This window comes from Pseudomonas sp. Irchel 3E20 (assembly GCF_900187645.1).
Classification (GTDB): domain Bacteria; phylum Pseudomonadota; class Gammaproteobacteria; order Pseudomonadales; family Pseudomonadaceae; genus Aquipseudomonas.
The window spans coordinates 104,930-126,887 of record NZ_FYEE01000012.1; the positions used below are offsets into that span (position 1 = coordinate 104,930).

A 21,958-nucleotide genomic window follows, 5' to 3' on the forward strand; every position below is an offset into this window, starting at 1 on the left:
GAATGCGCCGGGGTGATAGAGAAAAGCAGGATCTGTACCAAGATACGTTTATTTGGAATGCTGTGTAATTGCTTGATTATGTTTGTCTTTTATTATTTTTTGTTTATGAAGTGTCCGGATTTCCGACGGTGGATATTTTTTCCGTTCGGTTGACCGAAAGTGCCGATAAACAAACAGGAGAAGTCGGGCTCTTGGCGAGTAACGGCTTAGGCAGGAGGGCGCGGCTGTGGGACACTCGTTTTTTGATAATCGCTCAAGGAGCACCCCGTGCAGATCGATTTGAACTCTCCGGATGGCTTGACCCTCGAGAACGTGCGCCGGTTGCTGGCCTCGGCCAGTGACAATGTGCATACCCAACTGCGGGTCACCAAGGGCGGTATCGCCTATTTGTCTTCCGGCGTGGTCGGGGGTACGGATATTGAAGGCCTGTTGTTTCGCCTGGAGACGTGGGCGGCTGGTTCGGGTTATGTGGGAAATGTGGCGGCCAGCGATGAAGTCTGGGTGATGCAGGTTTTCAATGCCTTGAAGCAGAACTGGCCCCATCCGCCGTTTGATTACATCGATGTCTACTGATGACAATCACATCCGGTCACGATTGAATCGGGAAAGCGTCGCGAGTCCTCAGGCAGACTTGCCTGCTTCCTGTGGTGAAGGCAGGGGAGTGGCGTACTTTTGAACCCCGCAGCCTGAATAGCTGTCGCATCAACTCTGTTTATTTTTGAAAAGGAGGTTTTCATGCCTTGCAAGCTCGTGTCATTCGCAACCTTGTCAGCTGTGCTTGCTCTGAGCGGTTGCAGTACTGCCGAGTCGGTCAGCGAGCCAGCAACCGACGAGATGGCCCACGCTCGCTGCGAGTCCAAAGCCGCCGATTTCGTCATCGGCAAGAAGGCCACACCTGAGCTGCTGGAGCAGGCCCGCAAGCGCTCGGGCGCACACAATGCACGGGTTCTGCGCCCCGACGATGTCATGACCCTTGAGTACCGTTCGGATCGTTTGAACCTGAACACCGATGACAACCTGGTGATTACCCGCGTCAATTGCGGCTGAGAGCGTCGGTTTTTTCAAACGCATAAAAAACCCCGTCACATGGACGGGGTTTTTTTAGCTCGCTGAAAACTTACTCAGGGCGAACTTGTGCAGCTTGCATACCCTTTTGGCCTTTCTCAGCCACGAAGGAAACGGTTTGGCCTTCTTTCAGGCTTTTGAAACCGTCGCTTTCGATAGCTTTGAAGTGTACGAACAGGTCGTCACCGCCACCTTGAGGAGTGATGAAGCCGAAGCCTTTTTCATCGTTGAACCATTTAACGGTGCCGGTTTGGCGATTAGACATGGTGTATCTCCAAGAAACATATATTTTCAGTAGTGCTGTGCTGCTCAGGCCAACTGGGCACACCGGGGTATCATAGTCGAAATGTTGGACTTGAAACCCCCCTTGCCGGTTTGTTTGCCAGTCAGTGGCGTTATCTTTGTTGGCATGAAACGCTGAAAGTCCCGGTTTAAAAGGCTTTGCGCGCAAAACTCGAGCTGTAAAAAAAGCTGTAAAACCTGCATAAAATGTACGAAAGGGCGTTTTTATGAGCTTTTTTGTCGACTTTTACTGTGCGTATTTCTCTCTTCTGGATTACTTCTTGGCCTTGTTATCGGCCTTGCAGGCGGTGATTTTCTTCAGGGCCTTCTCTTTCAGTGCATCGCTGGCTTTGTTGTCCATCAATGCTTGGATATCGCTGGCAGGGTACGACTTGATCGCATCGGCCCCGCAAGCACAGTGGGCTTTTGCGGCGGCGACACCAATCTGTGGGGCAGCGGTCTGCGTGCATTGCGCCATGTATTTTTCACGCTCGCCTTTTGGCCAGTCGGCGTGCGCGCTCAGCGGCAGCATAAGGATGAAGGGGGTGATGAAGGCAAAGATACGGTTCAGATGCATGTTGGGATGCTCCTTGTGATCTGTGGGGCTGTTTACTCGGACTCCCGACATCTGAGGTGTCAAGCGCCGTTCAGTTCAGCACTTTTGCACAAAAACCGACGGTTTACTTGCGCGCGCCAGGGCGCGGGCGACCGTTCATCTGTGCTAGCATCCTGCCCTCAGGTTTTCGCCCTCCTCAGGTTTTTTCCATCCTGGCGGCTGAAGAGGCCTGAATCACCCTTTTTGATTTGAACTCCAGTCACTCTGATTCGGTTTTCCGGTTGGCCGCAAGGCTCCTGCCGCTGTAAGGCAGGCGTTCAGCAATGAATGGCCTGAATCGGCTCTTGTACTGGCTCATCCCAACCCACGTGACCTTTGGTAGGGGTCACCACTAGGAGAGGAGGCGCCATGCCAACTATTACTCTTCCCGACGGCAGTCAACGTTCTTTCGATCATCCTGTTTCCGTAGCCGAGGTCGCCGCGTCCATTGGCGCCGGCTTGGCCAAGGCCACAGTGGCCGGCAAGGTCAACGGTAAACTGGTCGACGCCTGCGACATCATCGACAGCGACGTTTCCCTGCAAATCATCACGCCCAAGGATGAAGAGGGGCTGGAGATCATTCGCCACTCTTGCGCCCACTTGATCGGCCACGCAGTCAAGCAACTGTATCCGAGCGCCAAAATGGTGATCGGTCCGGTCATCGACGAAGGCTTCTATTACGACATCGCCTACGAACGTCCTTTTACGCCTGAGGACCTGTCGGCAATCGAGCAGCGTATGCATCAGCTGATCGAAAAAGATTATGACGTCATCAAAAAGGTCACCCCTCGTGCCGAGGTGATCGACGTCTTCACAACGCGTGGCGAGGACTACAAGTTGCGCCTGGTTGAGGACATGCCGGACGAGCAGGCCATGGGCCTTTACTATCACGAAGAATATGTCGACATGTGCCGTGGTCCGCACGTGCCGAACACACGCTTCCTGAAATCGTTCAAATTGACCAAGCTGTCTGGCGCCTACTGGCGCGGCGATGCCAAGAATGAGCAGTTGCAGCGCATCTATGGCACCGCGTGGGCAGATAAGAAGCAATTGGCCGCTTACATCCAACGCATCGAAGAAGCCGAAAAACGCGACCACCGTAAGTTGGGCAAGCGCCTGGGCCTGTTCCATACCCAAGAAGAGGCTCCGGGTATGGTGTTCTGGCACCCGAACGGCTGGACGTTGTATCAAGTGCTTGAGCAGTACATGCGCAAAGTACAGCGAGAAAACGGCTATTTAGAGATCAAGACTCCGCAGGTTGTCGACCGTAGCCTGTGGGAAAAATCCGGGCATTGGGCAAACTACGCCGAAAATATGTTCACCACCGAGTCGGAAAGCCGCGACTACGCGATCAAGCCGATGAACTGCCCGTGCCACGTTCAGGTATTTAACCAGGGTCTGAAAAGCTACCGCGAACTGCCGATGCGCCTGGCCGAATTCGGTGCCTGCCACCGTAACGAACCCTCTGGTGCGCTGCACGGCATCATGCGGGTGCGTGCCTTTACTCAGGATGATGCCCACATCTTCTGCACTGAAGAGCAGATGCAAGCGGAATCCGCAGCTTTCATCAAGCTGACCATGGATGTCTATGCTGACTTCGGTTTTAAAGACATCGAAATGAAGTTGTCTACCCGTCCTGAAAAGCGTGTGGGTTCCGATGAGTTGTGGGATCGTGCGGAAACTGCATTGGCTGCGGCCCTTGATAGCGCTGGCTTGCCTTACGATTTGCAGCCGGGTGAAGGTGCCTTCTACGGTCCGAAGATTGAATTCTCGCTCAAAGATTGCCTCGGCCGCGTCTGGCAATGTGGTACCTTGCAGCTCGATTTCAACCTGCCGATTCGTCTGGGGGCCGAATACGTTTCCGAAGACAACAGTCGCAAGCACCCAGTGATGCTGCATCGGGCGATCCTTGGTTCTTTCGAGCGTTTCGTCGGAATCCTGATCGAACACTACGAGGGCGCGTTCCCTGCGTGGCTGGCTCCGACCCAGGCAGTGATTATGAATATCACTGATAAACAGGCAGAATTTGCTGCCGAAGTGGAAAAAACTCTCAACCAAAGCGGATTTCGTGCCAAGTCCGACTTGAGAAATGAAAAGATCGGCTTTAAAATCCGCGAGCATACTTTGCTCAAGGTTCCCTATCTCTTGGTTATCGGAGATCGGGAAGTCGAGATGCAGACTGTCGCTGTGCGTACTCGTGAAGGTGCTGACCTGGGCTCGATGCCCGTCGCCCAGTTCGCCGAGTTCCTCGCTCAAGCGGTTTCCCGGCGTGGTCGCCCAGATTCGGAGTAATTACTATTAAGCGTGAAATGAGACAAGATAAACGAGCTGCACCGAAAGCCCCGATCAACGAGAATATCTCGGCACGCGAGGTTCGGTTAATTGGGGCTGAGGGCGAGCAACTCGGCATTGTCCCGATTGAAGAAGCGCTTCTTAAGGCTGAAGAGGCCAAGCTGGATCTGGTGGAAATTTCCGCCGATGCAGTACCCCCTGTTTGCAAGCTGATGGACTACGGCAAGTCGATCTTCGAAAAGAAGAAGCAGATTGCTGCTGCAAAGAAAAACCAGAAGCAGATTCAAGTAAAAGAAATCAAGTTTCGTCCAGGGACGGAGGAAGGGGATTACCAGGTAAAACTGCGCAACCTGGTACGTTTCCTGAGTGATGGGGACAGGGCCAAGGTATCCTTGCGATTCCGCGGCCGTGAGATGGCCCACCAGGAGCTGGGGATGGAACTCCTCAAGCGGGTTGAAGCTGACCTGCTCGAGTACGGTTCGGTCGAACAGCATCCTAAGATGGAAGGACGCCAGCTGATTATGGTCATCGCCCCGAAAAAGAAGAAGTAATCAACAGGGCACGGCAGGCCTTCTGATTATGTTTATCAACTGAATGCGGAGTATCCGAACATGCCAAAGATGAAGACTAAAAGTGGTGCTGCTAAGCGGTTTCTGAAAACTGCTAACGGTATCAAGCACAAGCACGCTTTCAAGAGCCACATCCTGACCAAAATGTCGACCAAGCGTAAGCGTCAACTGCGCGGTAGCAGCTTGCTGCATCCGTCTGACGTGGCAAAAGTCGAGCGCATGCTGCGCCTTCGTTAATTTTTGGATCAAGAATAGAGGAAGTAACTCATGGCTCGTGTAAAGCGTGGCGTCATTGCCCGTAAGCGTCACAAAAAAATTCTGAAACTTGCTAAAGGCTACTACGGCGCGCGCTCCCGCGTATTCCGTGTTGCCAAGCAAGCGGTAATCAAGGCAGGCCAATACGCCTACCGTGACCGTCGTCAGAAAAAACGTCAGTTCCGCGCTCTGTGGATCGCTCGTATCAACGCTGGTGCTCGTGTTAACGGTCTGTCCTACAGCCGGTTCATCGCTGGCCTGAAAAAAGCGTCCATTGAGATCGACCGTAAGGTTCTGGCTGATCTGGCAGTGAACGAAAAAGCGGCGTTTGCTGCGATTGTCGAGAAAGCTAAAGCCACCTTGGCTTAAGTACCCCCGGCAGTCATCCCGCCTCACCTTTGTGAGGCGGGGTGTAAACGTCATAAATAGGGGAAGAGCCTTCAAGCTCTTCCCCTATTTTGTATCTGGAGTCTGTACATGGAAAACCTGGATGCGCTGGTCGCTCAAGCTCTTGAGGCTGTGCAAGGCGCGGAAGATATCAATGCCCTGGAGCAAATCCGGGTTCACTACCTTGGCAAAAAGGGCGAGTTGACTCAGGTGATGAAGACCCTGGGCAACCTGCCGGCAGAAGAGCGCCCGCAGGTCGGCGCGCTGATTAACGTTGCCAAGGAGCGTGTAACAGAGGTTCTCAATGCGCGTAAGGCGTTGTTCGAGGAGGCCGATCTAGCGGCCAAGCTCGCCGCTGAATCCATTGATGTAACCCTGCCTGGTCGTGGCCAGACCTCAGGTGGTCTGCATCCGGTGACCCGGACTCTGGAGCGTATCGAGCAGTTCTTCACCCGCATCGGCTACGGTATCGCCGAAGGCCCTGAGGTCGAAGACGACTACCACAACTTCGAGGCGCTTAACATCCCAGGCCATCACCCGGCTCGGTCGATGCACGACACCTTCTATTTCAATGCGAACATGCTGCTGCGCACTCATACCTCGCCGGTACAGGTCCGCACCATGGAAGCCAATAAGCCGCCGATTCGTATTGTCTGCCCGGGCCGTGTGTATCGCAGTGACTCCGATATCACCCACTCGCCGATGTTCCACCAGGTCGAGGGCTTGTTGGTTGATCGCGATATCAACTTCGCTGACCTCAAAGGCACGATCGAAGAGTTTCTTCGGGTGTTCTTCGAGAAAGAGTTGGCGGTGCGTTTCCGCCCCTCCTACTTCCCGTTCACGGAGCCATCGGCCGAAGTCGATATGGAATGCGTGATGTGCAGCGGTAAAGGCTGCCGTGTCTGTAAGCAGACCGGTTGGCTGGAAGTGATGGGCTGCGGCATGGTTCACCCTAACGTGCTAAGCATGTCGGGGATCGACCCGGAAGAGTTCTCGGGTTTTGCCTTCGGCATGGGCGTTGAGCGCCTGGCGATGCTGCGTTACGGCGTGAACGACTTGCGTCTGTTCTTCGACAACGACTTGCGGTTCCTCGCGCAATTTCGCTAGTCGTAACGAACCTTTAGGAGAGCAGGATGAAATTCAGTGAACAATGGCTGCGTGGCTGGGTAAGCCCGCAGGTGAGTCGCGACGAGCTGGTTGCTCGTTTGTCGATGGCCGGTCTTGAGGTCGATAGCGTGACGCTAGCCGCCGGCGAATTCAGTGGCGTCGTAGTAGGCGAGGTGCTCAGTACCGAGCAGCACCCGGACGCGGACAAGCTGCGTGTTTGCCAGGTCAGCAATGGTGCCGAAACTTTCCAGATCGTTTGTGGTGCGCCCAATGTGCGCCCAGGTTTGAAGATCCCATTTGCCATGATTGGGGCCGAATTACCCGGCGATTTCAAGATCAAGAAAGCCAAGCTGCGCGGTGTTGAGTCCAACGGCATGCTGTGCTCCCAAGCCGAGCTGCAAATTGGTGAAGGCAATGATGGCTTGATGGAGCTTCCGGCTGACGCGCCGGTGGGCCAGGATATTCGTCAATACCTGGGCCTGGACGATGCCAGTATTGAAGTCGACCTGACACCGAATCGTGGTGATTGCTTGTCCCTAGCGGGTTTGGCTCGGGAAGTCGGTGCGCTCTATGCCGTCGAAGTTCGCCGCCCAGCAGTGCCGAGTGTTCCTGCAGTGCACGACGAAGTGCGCTCCATCGAGGTGTTGGCGCCCACAGCGTGTCCACGTTATCTAGGGCGTGTGATTCGTAATGTAGATCTGTCCAAGCCTACGCCGCTATGGATGGTCGAGCGCTTGCGTCGGGGCGATGTTCGTAGCATCGATGCCGCTGTCGATATCACCAACTATGTGATGTTGGAGCTAGGGCAGCCTTTGCACGCCTTCGATCTTGCCGAAATCAACGGTGGCGTTCGTGTGCGAATGGCTGAAGAGGGTGAGAAGCTGGTCTTGCTCGATGGCCAGGAAGTGAGTCTGCGCAGCGACACGCTGGTCATTGCTGACCACGCACGGGCATTGGCTATTGCCGGAATCATGGGTGGTGAGCACAGTGGGGTGTCTTGCGCTACACGGGACGTATTCCTAGAAAGTGCGTTCTTTGACCAGATCGCGGTGGCTGGCAAGGCGCGTTCTTATGGTCTGCATACAGATGCTTCGCATCGCTATGAGCGTGGTGTGGATTGGAAACTGGCCCGCGAAGCGATGGAGCGCGCCACTGGCTTGCTTCTGGAAATCGTCGGCGGCGAAGCGGGGCCGATCATCGAGGCGGTCAGCGACCAGTACTTGCCGTCCATTGCGCCGATTACATTGCGTGCCCAGCGCATCACCCAAATGCTAGGGATGGAAATGGACTCCGCGCAAGTCGAGCGTCTGCTTGGGGCTTTGGGCCTGGGCATCACGGCGGAGGGAGAAGGGCAGTGGCGGGTCGAAGTGCCGAGTCATCGTTTTGACATTAGCCTCGAAGTCGATCTGATCGAAGAACTGGCCCGTCTGTATGGCTATAACCGTTTGCCTGTGCGCTATCCGCAGGCTCGTCTGGCGCCACAGGCCAAAGCCGAGGCGCGTAGCGATCTACCAGAACTGCGGCGGCTGTTGGTAGCTCGTGGCTATCAAGAGGCGATTACCTACAGTTTCATCGACCCAAAACAGTTTGAGTTGTTCAACCCGGGCGTCGAGCCACTTCTGTTGGCCAACCCAATCTCCAATGACATGGCAGCCATGCGCTCTTCACTTTGGCCGGGTCTAGTCAAGGCGCTTGAGCACAACCTCAATCGTCAGCAGGATCGCGTTCGCTTGTTTGAGAGCGGCCTACGTTTCGTCGGGCAGTTGGAAGGTCTGAAGCAAGAGCCAATGCTATCGGGTGTTGTTTGCGGTAGCCGCTTGCCTGAGGGTTGGGCACAAGGTCGCGATACCGTGGACTTTTTCGACGTCAAGGCTGACGTAGAGGCGGTACTGGGCTTTGGTGGGGCGTTGGATGCTTTCAGCTTCGTGCCGGGTAAGCACCCGGCATTGCATCCCGGTCAAACTGCGCGTATTGAGCGTGACGGTCGCGAAGTAGGCTATGTGGGTGCGATTCATCCTGAATTATCCAAAACACTTGGCCTGGACCGTCCGGTTTTCGTTTTTGAGTTGGTGTTGGCTGAGGTAGCGCAGGGGAAAATGCCCAAGTTCTGCGAACTCTCGCGCTTTCCGGAAGTGCGCCGTGACCTGGCTTTGCTGGCCGATCAGGAGGTTGCAGCCAGTGCCGTGCTGGATGTGATTCGTGAGAACGCAGGCGAGTGGCTGACAGAGCTCAGGCTGTTTGACGTGTATCAGGGTAAAGGCATTGATCCGCATAGAAAAAGCCTTGCGGTTGGCTTGACCTGGCAGCATCCATCGCGCACTCTTAACGACGATGAGGTGAACAGCACGACACAGAACATCCTCACCTCGCTCGAACAAAGGTTGAACGCCACGTTAAGGAAGTGACGTATGGGGGCTCTGACGAAAGCTGAAATGGCGGAACGTCTGTATGAAGAGCTGGGCCTGAATAAACGAGAGGCCAAGGAATTGGTCGAACTCTTCTTTGAAGAGATCAGGCACGCTCTTGAAGACAACGAACAGGTAAAGTTGTCCGGTTTCGGTAACTTCGACCTTCGGGATAAACGCCAGCGGCCTGGCCGCAATCCGAAAACGGGCGAAGAAATCCCGATCACGGCTCGCCGTGTAGTCACCTTTCGTCCAGGGCAGAAGTTGAAGGCCCGAGTTGAGGCTTATGCTGGAACCAAGTCATAACGACGAGCTCCCCGTCATACCCGGCAAACGCTACTTCACCATTGGTGAAGTCAGCGAGCTATGTGCGGTAAAACCGCATGTGCTGCGTTACTGGGAGCAAGAGTTTCCTCAGCTCAACCCGGTCAAGCGTCGCGGAAATCGTCGGTATTATCAGCGCCAGGATGTACTGATGATCCGACAGATCCGCGCGTTGCTGTACGATCAAGGATTCACTATCGGCGGGGCGCGGTTGCGCTTATCCGGTGATGAAGCCAAAGATGACACCACGCAGTACAAACAGTTGATCCGGCAGATGATCTCCGAGTTGGAAGATGTGCTGGTGGTTCTGAGAAAATAATTCAGGCTTTTAAAATACTTCCATATTTCAAAAGCTTGCGGTATATTCGTCATCACTTCCTTAAGAAGTGAAACAAGTAACACGCCTAGTCGGGGCGTAGCGCAGTCCGGTAGCGCACTAGCATGGGGTGCTAGGGGTCGAGTGTTCGAATCACTCCGTCCCGACCATATTTTTCAATGACTTAGCCGCTTTTTAGCGGCTTTGCTGTTTCTGCAATAGTGACTTTCCGAGTGACCCTGGCCTTTTTCTTCACGCTTCCCTCCTTTTCAGAATCGTCAGCGCTGGTGCGCGCGAGTCGGTTGCTGATACCTTGTTTGCCGCCGCAATTAGCTGATCCAGTTCCGCCGCCGAGTAGTGGCTGGTAATGCTTCCGTTCTTGTGGCCGAGCAGCGCTTTCCGATCCTCCTCCGTCACGCCAGCAGCACGTAGCCTTCTCCCAAAGGTGTGCTTCAAGTCGTGAATGCGGATTCTGGCAAAGCCGTCATGTGCCGGCCGCAAGAACTTCTCCTGCCACTTCTTTGCCGCCCGAATCCGCGCCTTCTTCCAGGCCGAGTCGTTCATGCGGTGAACTGTCGTTTCATTCCCCTCACCATCTGGCTTGCCAAACGGGAACACGTAGAGCGCATGCTTGCCGCGCTGCTTCTCGATTACTGACTTAGCAACGTCATTCATCACGACCAAGCGCTCATCCCGGTTCTTCACGCCAGCCCTTGCGCTCCTTCCCCCAAATCCCGCTGGTATCAGGAACACGCTCGTTCCCAGCTCCGGTACCGCAATCTCCCAATTCCACTGAAGCTTGCAAACCTCCTGCTCCCGGCAGCCCGTATTGACCTTGAACATCGCCATGGTCTGAAGGTGCGCCGGGAGTTCGGTGAACAGGATCGACTGCTCTTCCCATGAAAGCGGGTAGGGCTTTCGGCTGTTCGTCTTCTCGTCCAGCAGGGAAATCATCGGCACCACATCCAGCAGCGGCCGTCGCTCCTCGTCTCGCCATTTGCGTGCACAGAGGTTCAGCACACGGATGACCCGCTGAAGCGCGATGTTCACTGTCCGGTTCGTAACTGGCTTCCCTGCCGCTGGATTCAACTTCGACTGGATGTATGGCGCGAGTGCATCATCATCGATGTGGGTCAGCGGCATATCCCCAATGAACGGGTCGAGCTGCTCCATATAGGTGGCCGAGATGTGGATTGAAGCCTGATCCTTCACTTCCAGCAGGAAGCGAGTTGCCGCCTCCCGCCACGTCCTGACCCGCCGGACGCCGTACACCTTCTGCTGGCGCAACTGCTCCAGCTTGTGAATCAGGTACTGCTCTGCTTCGGCGCGGTTACAAGTGCCAGTACTCTCTTGAATTCGTTCTCCTCTGTACTTTTTGTCGATCTTCCAGATGCCGTTCGGCATTTGCTGGAGGCCGGTGATTGCTTTTTGGGCCATGGCGTTGCTCCTGTGGCCCGCGCATGGCGCTCGCTGCGGGGCTGATTGTTGTCCTGATTGGCCTGCTTTTCAATTGCCATGCGCTCAATGTAGGCGTCTGCCCACTGGTCCAGCTCATGACGGTCGAAGGCAACGCCCTGTTTTCCAATGGGGAATTCGCGAACGTAGGGGCGGACGGTTTCGTCGAAAACTGCTCGACACATGCCGAGGTAGGTAGGTGCGTTTTTTGCCCGGATGAAGCGCGGCGCGGTCTCTAGGACAGGCGCCAGCTTTGTGTTGGCCATAGGAATGCCTCGCCACGCCGTCGCCGGGTGGATTGATTGGTTTGGGGTGTCCTTGCCGCGCCGGGCGGCAGAAGGTGGGTTAGCGGGTGGCTTTGGCGATTGCGGCGTCTGCAACCTTCATCGCTGCCTGGGCGTCATTCACATAGGCAGGATCGAAACCACCGCACAGATGGATAGTTGCCTGGCAGGCGCGCAGGTTCTCTCGGGTGAGTTTCAGCACCGCGACCAACTCTTCGCCCAGCGCACGCTCCTCCCGGCCGATATCCCAGAAGCGCTGCCCCCAGTGATCCGCCGGCGGCGGGTTGACGTTCTGGGCGCCCATCGCCAGGGCGCCGACAATCGCGTCGCACAAATCGCGCTTGTAGGTGTTGTCGCCGTCGATGCTCAGGCCGCGCCGGCGCAGGGCGCTGATTACTTCGTTTCTATCCAGGCCCTGATCCTCAAGGATGATGTCCCGCTCAGGCTCGCCGGGTGTGACAATGACCAGGGCCAGCTTGGCGCCCGGCAGGCAGTACCCGCTGAGTTTTACCAGGGCATCGTTGGCTGTTTCGTGGAATCGCTGAACTGCTGACATAGGAATACCTCACCCGCCGCTCACCGGCAGGCACATAGGGGAATGGAGTAATGGCGTTTTGCCTAGATATCTGTGTCGCTTGGATGGGTGTAAAACGGGTATTCAATCCACCCGGTCGCCAGGAGGGCGCATGCCACACCAACTAGATATCCCGATTGCGCACGCCTACCGGGGCCACACAATGTTTCTCAAGTTCGTCTGGCGGCGCCCGAACGACGACGCACCGATTGCCGCGAAGATCATCGAGCCCGCGCAAATTGACGGGCTGGGCGAGGTCGCGGCTGAGCTGACCGGGCCTTGGCCCGACTACCCAGCAGCAATTGATGAGGCAACGGCTGCTGCTGAGCGTTGGGTCGACAGCCAATTGCCTTGAGGCCGCTCACCGGCAGGCATGTAGGGGGATTGGGGTTAGGGAAGCGTGCTGCCAATTTGTGCTGCTACGACGGTTATTGCTTGGCGGAGCGCGCCACCTCGATCTGCGTCGTCGGTCCAGCCGATGTTCTCGCCGAAGCCGCGCCGCTCGACCATCACGTATTGCAGGTTGGTGAACCAGAGGATGCTGAGCTGAAGCTCTACCGCTACGCGCAAGGCCTGGACGTCATCACTGAGTGGGTGCCATTGCTCACGTCCGGATTCTGGATCGTCGTAATAGAAGGCATCGCTTCCACGCCGATACTCCAGCTCGAAACCCATGGCCTTGGCAGACAGCCGTAATAGCTCATGGTCAGTCACTCCAGCAGCTCAGTTCTTCGGCGATTTCCTCGGCGGGCTCGCCGATTTCATTGAGGCGCCCGTCGTATTCGTAGTTGTCGTAGATCACGGCGGCGGTTTCCCAGTAGAAGGCTAGGTCTTTCGGTTTCCACCACCCCATCAGGCTGCGCATGTGCAGAGCGGCGCGGAGAATCCAGTACATTTTTTTCATGCGAGTTCGTCCTTGCCGCTATAGCGGCTGGCTTTTAAGGGGGGAGGCGTTTATTTGAAAACGATCCTGGACGAGATAGAGAGTTGTGCTAGAAATGACATGTCGGACATGAATTTCAGGTGTTTGTTGTTGAAATGCTCAGCCGGCTGGCGCTCTATCAAGTCATTAGAGCGCGCCCTTCAAGCTGTGGGCAGTGATTCAGTGGACCGAAGTAGTTAGCTGCGAGTTAAACAACTCCCTTCCTCTGGGCTAGTAACTCCACGCCTTGGTCCACTGGTCACATCTTCGCCCAGTTGCTCATACAGCCTCCCTCCCTACCAGATCATGGTCATTCATAGCGGCTGGTGTTTCGTGGCCAGGGCATCCACCGCCAGAGAAATCGAATCCTTCACAGTGCGGCCCGAACGGCAAAACTTCCTTGCCCAGGGCGAGCGCTTCGAGCAGGTGGTCTGTGGACTCTTCGGCGGTGCACTTGGTGCCGTCGGCGCGTTTGAACATCCCACTCAATTGGCGCTTGCTGAACTCCCGCAGTGCGCCCCGCACGCTCAAGTGAATGTGGAAGGTGCGGCCGTTCGGGCCAAATGGATCTGTCGGTTTGTTTTCTGTAGGCATGGGTAGTCCTTGCCGGGCCATGCCCGGGCGGTGGATAAGTAGTAATTCAAGCGTTTTATTGCTGGTGCAGGAGTCGTGAAGGAATGATCTGGCTATCAACAACGCCGGAGCGCTATCGCATGAAACGAATGACCGAATGGATAAAATTTTTCTCCGCTGTGATTCGCCTGGTCTAATTTATCATGCGGACTGGATGGATTTGATATCGAAAACGCTTTCGTAAGCGATGGGCACGAAGACCATCTCGCCGGTATATTGTGATTTGAATTTATGAGGTGATAGAGATGTCGATTTGTTTGGCGATTACCGATGCGGATTGGTCGCTCACTAAAGATGTATTCGCTGTGGTCGGGACGCTGGTTAGCGCCGCTGGCGTTGGACTGGCTTTTTATATTGGTCTCGCGGGTCTCGCAACTTGGAGAAAACAGCTCAGAGGCACGGCAAATCATAAGCTGGCCAGAAAGGCCCTGATCGAACTTTATAGATTTCGCGAGGCAATAGAGCGTGCTCGCTCTCCAGTAATGTTGAGCGCTGAGCTCGATCTAAGTCCTGATGATGACGTTGATTTATCTTTCCGAGAGGAAAGCTATTTGCGTAAGTACGGCGGTTTCCAAAAGCGGTTTGATGCGGTTTTCGCCGCTCGAGCGCCTATTGAGGCAACTTTGCTTGAAAGCGAAGCTCTATGGGATAAGGAGCTGCATGCGCTCTTCAAGCCAATATTCAAACTACAGCATGACTTCAAAGTTTACGTTGAGTTCTGGTTTATGGCCTCGGATCCACGCGAAGATGATGATTATAAGAAGGCTCATTGGGACGCCATTAAAGACAAACCCAAATTGATTTATGACAACATGAGCGAAGAAGGTGACGAGTTTCGACAGAGCTTCAATCGCTGCGTTGTAGCCATCGAACAATATTTAAAGCCCAAACTCGCATGACTTTAAGACCCTTCAACTTCGGCGCGTTCGGTAAAGGGGTCAGGCGGCTTGGCTTTCCTGTTTGGGCGGCCATTCCGCAAACCCAACCTTTGGCGCCTTCGTCTTCGGGTTGATGATCGGCTTGCCCTTGGCGTCCACCAGCACCGCCTTGGCCCTGATCTGCATGTCGCGGCATCTCAGCGTCTTGCGGGCCAGCTCAATGAACTGTTCGGCGTACTGCGGGGCTTCGAAGAGCGGTGAGAGCTGGCGAACCGTACCTCCCCCCATAATCTTCTCGGTACGCTTGGTGACCAGTTCCAGCCATTCGGCTTCGGGGATCGGCTCGACGCCGCCAGGCGCCTTGGCGTTCTTCCGGGTGCCAGCCGTCTTCTTGCGGGCCTCTGTCTTGGCGACATCGAGGGTCATTCCAAACACTGCAAAGGTGCTCATGGGTTATCTCCAAGCGTGCGCCTGCTTCGCCGGCTGGCGTGATTTTGATTTGTGGGCTATTGGTATTTGCATAGCTCAACCTGGCAGGAGGCCAAAATGAGACTGCAAAGCGATATAGATGCACTCGCAGCAATCGAGGAGGACGCTTTAATGATGCTCAAGTGGATTGGTCTTCCAGACGACAAGCAGAAACTGGAGATAGTCATTTGCTTGCGGCAGATCATTGATCTTGCGAGTTACAGGAAAAAGGCTGATGAGTTTGCAGCGAGTTCAGCAGGGTATCTGCGGGGCGATCCGGCTGGTTTTTCCCGGATTTAATCTGCCTTGGCGGCTGGCTTGACTCTTCAATTCCGGTTACTTCTATTATCTAGGCACGTTTGATACTGATGGAGCATTTCAATGAAGCGATTACTGGTTGGGACTTTGGTTGTCTTGGCTGCGGGGACTGCGAATGCTGGCATTCCGCTGGTCAATGCAACCTGCCCTGGAAATATTGAGGTACACGCCGATGAGGGCGGCCCTATCTACATCAACGGTAAAGAGGCCAAGCTGAAGAAATTCAGCGAGACTTATTTCGAGGCGAAGGGTAGTAACGTCACGATCTCGTTGATGGTGAATCCCGATGGTTCTCCGAGTGTTTCTTACACCGGTAAGGGCAAGGCTAATGGTGTTTGCCAGGTCAAACAGTAGTTGCCATGAATATGATGGCTTACCTTTGACCCATGCGAGTATTCAGGCAGTGTCAGGCTGTCGCGCGCTTGAGTTGTTCAGTGAGTTGCGTTGGCAGGCCACGCAGTGTCAGCGTGCCGCCTTCCTCGTCGAACTCGATCTTGTCGCCCAACAGGTGCGCTTCGAAGCTGATCGACATTCCCTCGGCCCGGCCGGTGAAGCGCCGGAATTTGTTGAGGGTCTTCTTGTCAGGCGGCAGGGCCTCTGAAATCCCGTAGTCCTTGGCCTTGATGAAGTCGTAGAAGCTGCGCGGCTGGTCTTCGTCGATCAGTCCCGACAGCTCGTCGAGGGTGATTGGCTCGCCAAGTTTGGCCTGGGCCATTGAGTAGCTGACCAGGGTGTTCGTCTTCTCCCGTGCCGATTCCTCGCCCAGGTCCTCGCTTTCAACAAAGTCGCTGAACGCCTTGAGCAAGGTCCGGGTTTCGCTTGGGCCGTCAATTCCTTCCTGGCAGCCGATGAAGTCGCGGAAGTACTCGTTGATCCTGCGACCCTGCTTGCCCTTGAGGTACGAGATGTACTGCTTCGACTGCGGGTTGCTCTGCCACTCGCTGATGTTGATTCGCGCGGCCAGGCGGATGTGGTCGAGGTCCAGTCGCTTCACCATCATCAGGTGCAGATCTTCGGTCATGGTCACCGCTTCGGTTTCCTGCACTAGGGCGATTACCAGGTATTCGGTCAGGCCTTGTTGGTAGTGGCAGAAGAGTGCGTGCCCGCCGGTGGTCAGGTTCGACTCCTCCATCAGCCGGGTCAGGTGTTCGACTGCGGCGGTGGTGAACTTTAGGAAGTCGCCGACGCCGGCCAGGTATTTGCCTAGCCATCCGCTGAGCGGGTGAGCGCCTGATTCGTGATGGAAGAAGCCCCAGGCCTTGCCGGTGGTGGCGTTGTAGCTTTCGTTGAACTGCTGCATCAGATCGTAGCGGGCCTGGCTTTCAACCTGCTCAGCGTCAGCCAGATGCAGAACTGCTGGGCTGCCGTCCGGCTTCTTGTCGATCTTGTGGATTGCGCTATGGCGTACAGGCATTTCGTTTACCTCGGGCAGGCGCCGCCCTCCGGTGAGTCGGTGGTGGCAATTTGGTTTGGGTTGGGGTATTACGGGTGACCGGCATGGAGCCGGATCAAGGAGAGCGAGATGAGCGAGAAGCCTTCAGACATAGAAGTGGCGAAGCTGATCGGCATAACCGAGAACGAGGTCGCCACGTATCGTGTCAACTCCGACCTGAGGCCTGACGGTCGATGGCTTATCTATTTCGGATACCAGATGCCTGTAGCTTTGCGCAAAGGCCTGACTGGGAGCTTCACCTTCTTAATGCCTGAGATGGGCTAAGCGCAATACTTTATGGCGGCTCCAGCGGCCTGGCGCTGTCCCAGCACTTGCTGGCGGGCAGCTTCAAACTCGCTGCCCAGGATCTCGGCTGCGCCCTCGATGTTCTCGTTTCCATCCTCAAGCCTGAGGCCGAGGTTCAGATACACGACTCCATCCAGCTCGAAGAACACTCCACCGCACATCCATAACGCGCCTGGGTTCAGGCCAATAGCCTGCCATGCGTCATCCATGTCGATGCTTTCGGGGCAATACTCCTTCCATTTGCCTGACAACCGTTCGTGCTCCGCCACCTGCGCGACGCGAGCCTCCTTTGGCGTTCCCTTCGCAAGCTTGGCGCTGGAGCGGAGCGCGCGGTAGCCATACTGGTCAGGGCGGCACCAGTGCACATCCAGATCACGGCTTGCACTGAGTTTCACGCCACCAACGTAGCTGCGGCTGCCTGAACGCATTGGTGAAGTCTCGCCGCCGAACACCTGGCCCAGCTTGGCACGCTGTGTATTCCAGGCTGCACGCTTGGCAGCCCAGGCGATGACCGCGTCAACCACGGGGGGGGCTGTGGTCTTGTACATGTAGTTGCTCATGGATTATCTCCAGTCAGACGCCGCCCTCCGGTTACCGGATGCAGCGAGTAGGGTGGGTTATTCGTCGTGGGAGATGCGAAGGGCTTCGCGGTTATAGGCGAGAAGCAATTTTGCCGACACGTTTTCGGGTATCACGTATTCGTGTCGCGGCGGGGAGAGGAACTGCGCCGACCCTGCTGGGCCCAGGCCGTGCAGGTGGTGAATCATCAGCGTCATGGCCTCGCCCTGTTCCTCGATGCCGTGCCAGGCCATCAGGTCAGCCAAGGCCTGGCGAGTGCCGGCCATGGTGTGGAGTCGCAACTCTTCCTCGCCGCGAGTCTTTCGCCTCGCCGCAGTCTTTGCCGATCGTTCTTTCTGCGCGGCAGCCATGGCCTACCTCTTCTATTCCGCTGGCCGGCAGTGCGAGCCATGTTTGACGTTTGCGTTGCTGGGTTCGGGCTATGCGGCGCATGAATCGACCTTCACCTGGTGCCAGGCGCCGACCGCTTCGAAGATCCGCGCTGCGTGCGCCTCGTCCAGTGACATCGCTTCGGGGATGGCGATCCAGCCAGAAGCCACCATCTGGCTTTGATTGGCCTCGTCTCGCAGCTTCTTGTAGCAATGCTCGATCACGTCTTCCAGGTGGTCGGAGAGGTAGACGCCGTCGGGCGCTACCTCCACCGACTTGCTGTAGCGGTCGCCGCGGGCGTCGATACAAAGCGCGCTGAGGTAGATCGTCCAGCGGTGGGGGATGCCGCATACGGCCTGGCCAATCTTCCCCGGGGCAATGTTCTTGAGCGACTTGTAATTGATCATGCCCTGGCGGCCGCTGGGATCGATGTTGACCACCGCGACATGGTTGGAAGCCAGCAGCGAGCGGCACGACCGGGCAATGCGGGCTTGCAGGTTATGCGGCTTGCGCTTGCTCATAATGCCTCCGCCAGTTTGCGAAGCGCCTTGCGCTCGGCCCGGGTGATGGGCGGCTTGCGGCGCTTGAGGATGGTTGTCGGGTCGATGAATTCCGATCGCTTCGCCGGGTCTGGATTGATTGCCGGACTATCGCCAATGGTGAGTTTTCCGCCAGCGGCAAGGTGCCGTTGTACCTGACTGGAAAGCTCCAGCGCTTTTTCGCGCCGGAACTCGATGTCTGATTTGAGATTGCTGATCATGCTGCCGCCTTGGCGAGTGTCACCCCGGCCATGCTGAAGGTTGATCCCTGCTCTGCGACCATCGCGTCGAGCGCTTCCCAGTTGACCAAAAGGACGGTGATCGGCGCCTGACCGTATGCGACGGCTTTCACCAGGGCCTCGAAGTCCGTCACGCTGGCCTGCAGCGCTACCTGCTCGACCGCATGGCTCGTTACTGACTTTGTGGCCTGGGCTACGGGGGCCGCCGTCTGGACAGGAGCGGTGCGGACGGGCTCTGATGTCGAAATTTTCTCCGCGACCGGATCTGGCTTGATGGCTGCCAGGCGCTGGGCCTCTTGTTCGTCGGCGATTCGCTTCGCGTCGGCCTTATCCTGTTCCGCCTTCTGGTGTTCCGAGATACGGAATTTTATCAGCGTCACCAGGTCATCATTGGCCTTGGTCACCAGTTGCTGCACGTCGTTGAACAGGAAGGCGTAATCAACGGCGGGCTCCGCCAGGCTGGTCAGGTTCAAGCGAATACTGTCCGCTGCCTGACTTGCATCGATCTTAGCCCGGGCCAGCTCGGTATCTACTGCGTCCTGGAGGCTGGCGATGGTGCGCTTGTTCTTCATGGCACCGGCGAAGTCCGAAACGACATAAGGCAGCGTGACCTTGCCAAGGGTCTTGTTGATTGCGGCGATGTGATCCGCCAGGGCGAGCTCGGCTTTTTGCTTGATGTTGGTCTTCACCAGCAGCTCTTGAGCCTTCACCAGCTTGTCGACCTTCAGGCGAGTCTCGCGAGCATGGGCGCCGATGCGATCCAGCGACGAAAACAGCTCGTCGATGCTTTGGGTCTGCGACAGGGCTTGCTTCTTGGCGACCGCGACAGCCTCTTCAACATCACCGCACCACTTGACCGCCTTCTTGGCGTCAGCGAAGTCCTGGTCGGTGGAGAGTGTGGTTTTAACCGAGTCGATAACGGCCAGGGCCGAATCTTCAAACACTTTTAGGTTGCTGGCGGTGACCATGCCGGTCAGTTCTATGCGCAGCGCAGGCAGCTCGTCCGGTGCCTTGCCGATTACGATTGAAGGCGCGTCGGCCATTTCGAAGTTGGCCAGGTCTGCCTCGAACTGTTTCCAGCCCTCAATCAACTGGGCCGCGCGCCCGGCGACGGGCCGGTATTCCATGTACACGAAGTTCTCCGCGGTGCCGTCCGAGCAAACAAAGATCACTCGTTCAGCGCCGCTTACCAGCAGTTGCTGCTCAAGCTGCCAGTAGTAGTGCGGAGCCAGGTCGCCGGCTTTCACCTGGGCCACGACTGACTCATTCCACAGTTTGTGCTCGAACAGTGTCTCGCCGAGCATCGTCGCGCCATCCATGGAGGCAAGCAGGTTGCCTTTAGTGCCAACGATCGGATACAGCTCTTCGCCGATCAACACCTCAGTCAGAGGGCGGGCCAGAGCTTCAGTGGCGTGGCCCTTATCGAAGATAAACTGCTGAGATGGCGTGACGTTCTGCGTGATGCCGGTCTTTTTGGCTGCCAGAAGATCGGTCCGGGTTTGGTACTTCGAAGCGCCCATCATTGCCGCCGCTTCGGATGCGGTGAAGTGCTTGCCGCGCAGCGCATGCCACTCGGCGGAGCCTTGAGCTACGTTGTGAATTTTCATGCTGAATCTCCATCGAGGGCTTTGAGGTTGGTGATTTTTTCAATCTGCGCCGGGCTCAGCGTGTACTTGCTGCTGATGGTCGCAATGAGGTGTTCAGGATTGGTTCGGTTCGAGTCGATAAGTGGCTGCCACTTCACGATGTTCTCGGTCAGCAGTTCGTCGGAGTAGGCGGGCAGCGCTTCCGGTTCAGGCTGGGCTTGCTGTCGTGGGCTGACATCGCGCGCCGGCTCCTCGAACGCCTTGCCTTCCATTTCGTCGGCCGTTGGCGCTGATCCGACTTCAGGAAAAGCTTTGCGCAGGGCCTGGGCCTCGGCGCATTTTGCGAGCTGGGCAAATGCTCGACGCTTCCACATGGCGTTGGGCGCCGCGGTGTCCTTGCTCGATGTCGCGTAGTTTTCAAGCCAGCGCTCATTGGCCGTGTATTCGGCAACCAGGCCGTTGCTCATCTGCCGCTTGACGGTCACGCGGCACCATTCGGGATACGTGACTTCTACGCCGCTCAGCTTCGCCGTTACTGAAGGACCATATTCAGGCTCGCTGATTCCGGCGTACTGGCCGGTGCGTGCCGCTTGAATGCGGTATAGGCCGATGCCAGGCATCACCGTGTCCTGCATCTTTTTTGTCTTCGAGTTCCAGATCGGGACGATGTGCACCGGCTTCAGCATTGGGTCCAGGTGCGCGGCCTGGCAGTAAGCCAACACCATCACTACAGAGTTCTTTTCGGCGCCGGGGTAGAGGCTGCTGCTCAGCACTTCGACGAGCGCGGCCTCCGACATCGCAGGCATGTTGTCGTCCTGCTTCATTACTGCGGACATGGGGATTCCTTGCCGCGATGCTCGCAGCGATTGAAGGTGTTGGTTATTGGGTAACGTGACCGGCGTAGGCGCTTGCGAGCATCCAGGCGGTACACAGGAGTAGGACGATGGCAGAGCCTCGCCAGATGTAGAGGCGCTTGGCTCGCTGGTAGGCGCTCATGGCCGAACCCTAACCGCGATCCGGCCGCCCTTGATCGCCGCGGCAAGCTTTGGCGGCAGTGCCGATACCGGTAGGTCGCGCGGCAGGCCGGCACCAAGAATGGCAAGGCTGCGTTCGATCTCAGCAATCTGCTCGTCGATCAGTGATTTAACCGGTGCGGTGGTCATGCAGCCTCCTTGCGCTTCTGGCTGATCTTCAGCAGCTTGGCGCTGTAGTAGTGGAACTCTTCGGCGTTGATGTTGCTGGCGGTGAAGTGGCGGACGATCAGGCCTTCAGCGAGTGTTTCGCTGAGAGGCGGCGAGTCAGGATGCTCTAGGGCTTCCAGGGCCTGGCCGATGGCAACGTGAGGGCTCACAGTTCGTTGTCCTCTGCTTGAGCGATCAGGGCGTCAGCGACCAAGGGTCGAAGTAGGCCCTCTGCGATTTCGCCAAGCTTGCCCAGGGAGTGATCGCTGGGGCCGAGCAGTTCTGCGACGGCATTCTGGTCTGGCTTGCCCTGTGACAGCAGAAGCCAGCCCAGCGCGGGCGATTGCACCTGACAGCCAGCCAGCCGGCCGTTCACATGCTCATCCACGGCCAGGGCCAAGTCGGCTACGGTCACGCCTTGCGGCTTGCGCATCCGGCGCTGGAACGTTACGTCGCAGCCAAACCTGACCAATTGTTCTGCGGCGTTGTAAAGCCACTCACTCCGCGCAATCTCTTGCGGCGTTTCGCTCACCGGAGGCGGCAGTAGTTCGTCATGCTCGTACTGGGTCTTGCGTAGTGCCGACATGGTCGCCTCCAG

The 21,958-nt window shown here is 56.6% G+C and carries 33 protein-coding genes and 1 tRNA gene; 16 read left to right on the forward strand and 18 right to left on the reverse strand.

Annotation, left to right across the window (positions count from 1 at the left end):
• Nucleotides 1–267: 267 nt before the first annotated feature.
• Both CKW13_RS20010 and CKW13_RS20015 read left to right on the forward strand, forming a co-directional pair.
• The gene (locus tag CKW13_RS20010) at nucleotides 268–573 is read left to right on the forward strand and encodes a hypothetical protein (protein WP_095110503.1); all 306 of its coding nucleotides are present in this window, start codon (nucleotides 268–270) and stop codon (nucleotides 571–573) included.
• A gap of 162 nt (nucleotides 574–735) precedes the next feature.
• Complete coding sequence (locus CKW13_RS20015; protein ID WP_095110504.1) at nucleotides 736–1,047, forward strand: I78 family peptidase inhibitor; 312 nt, start codon at nucleotides 736–738, stop codon at nucleotides 1,045–1,047.
• 70 nt (nucleotides 1,048–1,117) lie between these two features.
• Here the strand turns inward: CKW13_RS20015 and CKW13_RS20020 are convergent, their stop codons facing one another.
• Together CKW13_RS20020 and CKW13_RS20025 are read right to left on the reverse strand one after the other, a co-directional pair.
• Nucleotides 1,118–1,330: a cold-shock protein gene (locus CKW13_RS20020; protein WP_003179963.1), complete on the reverse strand. Its 213-nt coding sequence runs from the start codon at nucleotides 1,328–1,330 to the stop codon at nucleotides 1,118–1,120.
• A 291-nt stretch (nucleotides 1,331–1,621) separates the two neighbouring features.
• Nucleotides 1,622–1,924, reverse strand: a complete 303-nt coding sequence (locus tag CKW13_RS20025) for a hypothetical protein (protein ID WP_095110505.1) — start codon at nucleotides 1,922–1,924, stop codon at nucleotides 1,622–1,624.
• A 387-nt stretch (nucleotides 1,925–2,311) separates the two neighbouring features.
• Here CKW13_RS20025 and thrS point away from each other — a divergent pair, with 387 nt between their 5' ends.
• The 9 genes from thrS to CKW13_RS20070 all read left to right on the forward strand — a co-directional run bounded on the left by thrS (nucleotide 2,312) and on the right by CKW13_RS20070 (nucleotide 9,767).
• A complete protein-coding gene (gene thrS, locus CKW13_RS20030; protein WP_095110506.1) occupies nucleotides 2,312–4,234 on the forward strand; it encodes a threonine--tRNA ligase in 1,923 nt (640 codons plus the stop codon).
• Nucleotides 4,234–4,785 carry a translation initiation factor IF-3 gene (gene infC / locus CKW13_RS20035; RefSeq protein WP_176465155.1) on the forward strand — a complete coding sequence of 184 codons (552 nt, stop codon included), beginning with the start codon at nucleotides 4,234–4,236 and terminating at the stop codon, nucleotides 4,783–4,785. Before thrS ends, infC begins: the two co-directional genes overlap by 1 nt.
• 60 nt (nucleotides 4,786–4,845) lie before the next feature.
• Complete coding sequence (rpmI, locus tag CKW13_RS20040; RefSeq protein WP_002553160.1) at nucleotides 4,846–5,040, forward strand: 50S ribosomal protein L35; 195 nt, start codon at nucleotides 4,846–4,848, stop codon at nucleotides 5,038–5,040.
• Between the two features lie 30 nt (nucleotides 5,041–5,070).
• Nucleotides 5,071–5,427, forward strand: coding sequence for a 50S ribosomal protein L20 (rplT, locus tag CKW13_RS20045; protein ID WP_002553161.1), 357 nt, complete (start codon nucleotides 5,071–5,073; stop codon nucleotides 5,425–5,427).
• Nucleotides 5,428–5,535: 108 nt separating this feature from the next.
• Nucleotides 5,536–6,552, forward strand: coding sequence for a phenylalanine--tRNA ligase subunit alpha (pheS, locus tag CKW13_RS20050; RefSeq protein WP_095110508.1), 1,017 nt, complete (start codon nucleotides 5,536–5,538; stop codon nucleotides 6,550–6,552).
• Nucleotides 6,553–6,578: 26 nt separating this feature from the next.
• A complete protein-coding gene (gene pheT / locus CKW13_RS20055) occupies nucleotides 6,579–8,957 on the forward strand; it encodes a phenylalanine--tRNA ligase subunit beta (RefSeq protein WP_095110509.1) in 2,379 nt (792 codons plus the stop codon).
• 3 nt (nucleotides 8,958–8,960) lie between these two features.
• Entirely contained in the window at nucleotides 8,961–9,263 is a 303-nt protein-coding gene (gene ihfA / locus CKW13_RS20060; RefSeq protein WP_002553164.1) for an integration host factor subunit alpha, read from the forward strand.
• Nucleotides 9,244–9,600 carry a MerR family transcriptional regulator gene (locus tag CKW13_RS20065; protein ID WP_095110510.1) on the forward strand — a complete coding sequence of 119 codons (357 nt, stop codon included), beginning with the start codon at nucleotides 9,244–9,246 and terminating at the stop codon, nucleotides 9,598–9,600. Before ihfA ends, CKW13_RS20065 begins: the two co-directional genes overlap by 20 nt.
• Nucleotides 9,601–9,690: 90 nt before the next feature.
• A tRNA-Pro gene (locus CKW13_RS20070) sits at nucleotides 9,691–9,767 on the forward strand.
• Between the two features lie 82 nt (nucleotides 9,768–9,849).
• On the opposite strand, the gene CKW13_RS20075 is transcribed toward CKW13_RS20070, so the two are convergent.
• The gene (locus CKW13_RS20075; protein ID WP_095110511.1) at nucleotides 9,850–11,034 is read right to left on the reverse strand and encodes a tyrosine-type recombinase/integrase; all 1,185 of its coding nucleotides are present in this window, start codon (nucleotides 11,032–11,034) and stop codon (nucleotides 9,850–9,852) included.
• A gap of 363 nt (nucleotides 11,035–11,397) precedes the next feature.
• Nucleotides 11,398–11,892 (reverse strand): hypothetical protein, encoded by a 495-nt coding sequence (locus tag CKW13_RS20080; RefSeq protein WP_095110512.1) that lies wholly within the window; start codon nucleotides 11,890–11,892, stop codon nucleotides 11,398–11,400.
• Nucleotides 11,893–12,022: 130 nt separating this feature from the next.
• Between CKW13_RS20080 and CKW13_RS20085 the strand changes: the two genes are divergently transcribed.
• Entirely contained in the window at nucleotides 12,023–12,265 is a 243-nt protein-coding gene (locus CKW13_RS20085; RefSeq protein ID WP_095110513.1) for a hypothetical protein, read from the forward strand.
• A 35-nt stretch (nucleotides 12,266–12,300) separates the two neighbouring features.
• Here CKW13_RS20085 and CKW13_RS20090 read toward each other — a convergent pair whose 3' ends face one another.
• The 3 genes from CKW13_RS20090 to CKW13_RS20100 form a co-directional block, all read right to left on the reverse strand.
• Nucleotides 12,301–12,624, reverse strand: coding sequence for a hypothetical protein (locus CKW13_RS20090; RefSeq protein WP_095110514.1), 324 nt, complete (start codon nucleotides 12,622–12,624; stop codon nucleotides 12,301–12,303).
• On the reverse strand, nucleotides 12,617–12,814 hold the full coding sequence (locus CKW13_RS20095; RefSeq protein ID WP_095110515.1) for a hypothetical protein: 198 nt from the start codon (nucleotides 12,812–12,814) through the stop codon (nucleotides 12,617–12,619). Before CKW13_RS20095 ends, CKW13_RS20090 begins: the two co-directional genes overlap by 8 nt.
• Nucleotides 12,815–13,111: 297 nt before the next feature.
• Nucleotides 13,112–13,426 (reverse strand): hypothetical protein, encoded by a 315-nt coding sequence (locus CKW13_RS20100; RefSeq protein ID WP_095110516.1) that lies wholly within the window; start codon nucleotides 13,424–13,426, stop codon nucleotides 13,112–13,114.
• 284 nt (nucleotides 13,427–13,710) lie between these two features.
• Between CKW13_RS20100 and CKW13_RS20105 the strand changes: the two genes are divergently transcribed.
• On the forward strand, nucleotides 13,711–14,364 hold the full coding sequence (locus tag CKW13_RS20105; protein WP_095110517.1) for a hypothetical protein: 654 nt from the start codon (nucleotides 13,711–13,713) through the stop codon (nucleotides 14,362–14,364).
• Nucleotides 14,365–14,403: 39 nt separating this feature from the next.
• Here the strand turns inward: CKW13_RS20105 and CKW13_RS20110 are convergent, their stop codons facing one another.
• Complete coding sequence (locus tag CKW13_RS20110) at nucleotides 14,404–14,793, reverse strand: hypothetical protein (protein ID WP_095110518.1); 390 nt, start codon at nucleotides 14,791–14,793, stop codon at nucleotides 14,404–14,406.
• A gap of 96 nt (nucleotides 14,794–14,889) precedes the next feature.
• Between CKW13_RS20110 and CKW13_RS20115 the strand changes: the two genes are divergently transcribed.
• On the forward strand, nucleotides 14,890–15,111 hold the full coding sequence (locus CKW13_RS20115; RefSeq protein ID WP_095110519.1) for a hypothetical protein: 222 nt from the start codon (nucleotides 14,890–14,892) through the stop codon (nucleotides 15,109–15,111).
• Nucleotides 15,112–15,192: 81 nt separating this feature from the next.
• On the forward strand, nucleotides 15,193–15,483 hold the full coding sequence (locus CKW13_RS20120; protein ID WP_095110520.1) for a hypothetical protein: 291 nt from the start codon (nucleotides 15,193–15,195) through the stop codon (nucleotides 15,481–15,483).
• A gap of 52 nt (nucleotides 15,484–15,535) precedes the next feature.
• Here the strand turns inward: CKW13_RS20120 and yejK are convergent, their stop codons facing one another.
• Complete coding sequence (yejK, locus tag CKW13_RS20125) at nucleotides 15,536–16,543, reverse strand: nucleoid-associated protein YejK (RefSeq protein WP_095110521.1); 1,008 nt, start codon at nucleotides 16,541–16,543, stop codon at nucleotides 15,536–15,538.
• 108 nt (nucleotides 16,544–16,651) lie between these two features.
• Here yejK and CKW13_RS20130 point away from each other — a divergent pair, with 108 nt between their 5' ends.
• Nucleotides 16,652–16,846: a hypothetical protein gene (locus tag CKW13_RS20130; protein WP_095110522.1), complete on the forward strand. Its 195-nt coding sequence runs from the start codon at nucleotides 16,652–16,654 to the stop codon at nucleotides 16,844–16,846.
• Here CKW13_RS20130 and CKW13_RS20135 read toward each other — a convergent pair.
• The 9 genes from CKW13_RS20135 to CKW13_RS20170 form a co-directional block, all read right to left on the reverse strand.
• On the reverse strand, nucleotides 16,843–17,427 hold the full coding sequence (locus tag CKW13_RS20135; RefSeq protein WP_095110523.1) for a hypothetical protein: 585 nt from the start codon (nucleotides 17,425–17,427) through the stop codon (nucleotides 16,843–16,845). The two genes, CKW13_RS20130 and CKW13_RS20135, sit on opposite strands and share 4 nt — an antisense overlap.
• Before the next feature lie 57 nt (nucleotides 17,428–17,484).
• Nucleotides 17,485–17,796 carry a hypothetical protein gene (locus CKW13_RS20140; protein ID WP_095110524.1) on the reverse strand — a complete coding sequence of 104 codons (312 nt, stop codon included), beginning with the start codon at nucleotides 17,794–17,796 and terminating at the stop codon, nucleotides 17,485–17,487.
• 69 nt (nucleotides 17,797–17,865) lie between these two features.
• On the reverse strand, nucleotides 17,866–18,336 hold the full coding sequence (locus tag CKW13_RS20145) for a hypothetical protein (protein WP_012724016.1): 471 nt from the start codon (nucleotides 18,334–18,336) through the stop codon (nucleotides 17,866–17,868).
• Nucleotides 18,333–18,575 (reverse strand): hypothetical protein, encoded by a 243-nt coding sequence (locus CKW13_RS20150; RefSeq protein WP_095110525.1) that lies wholly within the window; start codon nucleotides 18,573–18,575, stop codon nucleotides 18,333–18,335. The genes CKW13_RS20145 and CKW13_RS20150 overlap by 4 nt, the downstream gene beginning before the upstream one ends.
• On the reverse strand, nucleotides 18,572–20,200 hold the full coding sequence (locus tag CKW13_RS20155; protein ID WP_095110526.1) for a YqaJ viral recombinase family protein: 1,629 nt from the start codon (nucleotides 20,198–20,200) through the stop codon (nucleotides 18,572–18,574). Before CKW13_RS20155 ends, CKW13_RS20150 begins: the two co-directional genes overlap by 4 nt.
• On the reverse strand, nucleotides 20,197–21,003 hold the full coding sequence (bet, locus tag CKW13_RS20160) for a phage recombination protein Bet (RefSeq protein ID WP_095110527.1): 807 nt from the start codon (nucleotides 21,001–21,003) through the stop codon (nucleotides 20,197–20,199). Before bet ends, CKW13_RS20155 begins: the two co-directional genes overlap by 4 nt.
• Nucleotides 21,004–21,171: 168 nt before the next feature.
• A complete protein-coding gene (locus tag CKW13_RS24515; protein ID WP_176465151.1) occupies nucleotides 21,172–21,342 on the reverse strand; it encodes a hypothetical protein in 171 nt (56 codons plus the stop codon).
• Entirely contained in the window at nucleotides 21,339–21,530 is a 192-nt protein-coding gene (locus tag CKW13_RS20165) for a hypothetical protein (RefSeq protein WP_095110528.1), read from the reverse strand. Before CKW13_RS20165 ends, CKW13_RS24515 begins: the two co-directional genes overlap by 4 nt.
• On the reverse strand, nucleotides 21,527–21,946 hold the full coding sequence (locus tag CKW13_RS20170; protein WP_095110529.1) for a hypothetical protein: 420 nt from the start codon (nucleotides 21,944–21,946) through the stop codon (nucleotides 21,527–21,529). Before CKW13_RS20170 ends, CKW13_RS20165 begins: the two co-directional genes overlap by 4 nt.
• Between the last annotated feature and the right edge of the window lie 12 nt (nucleotides 21,947–21,958).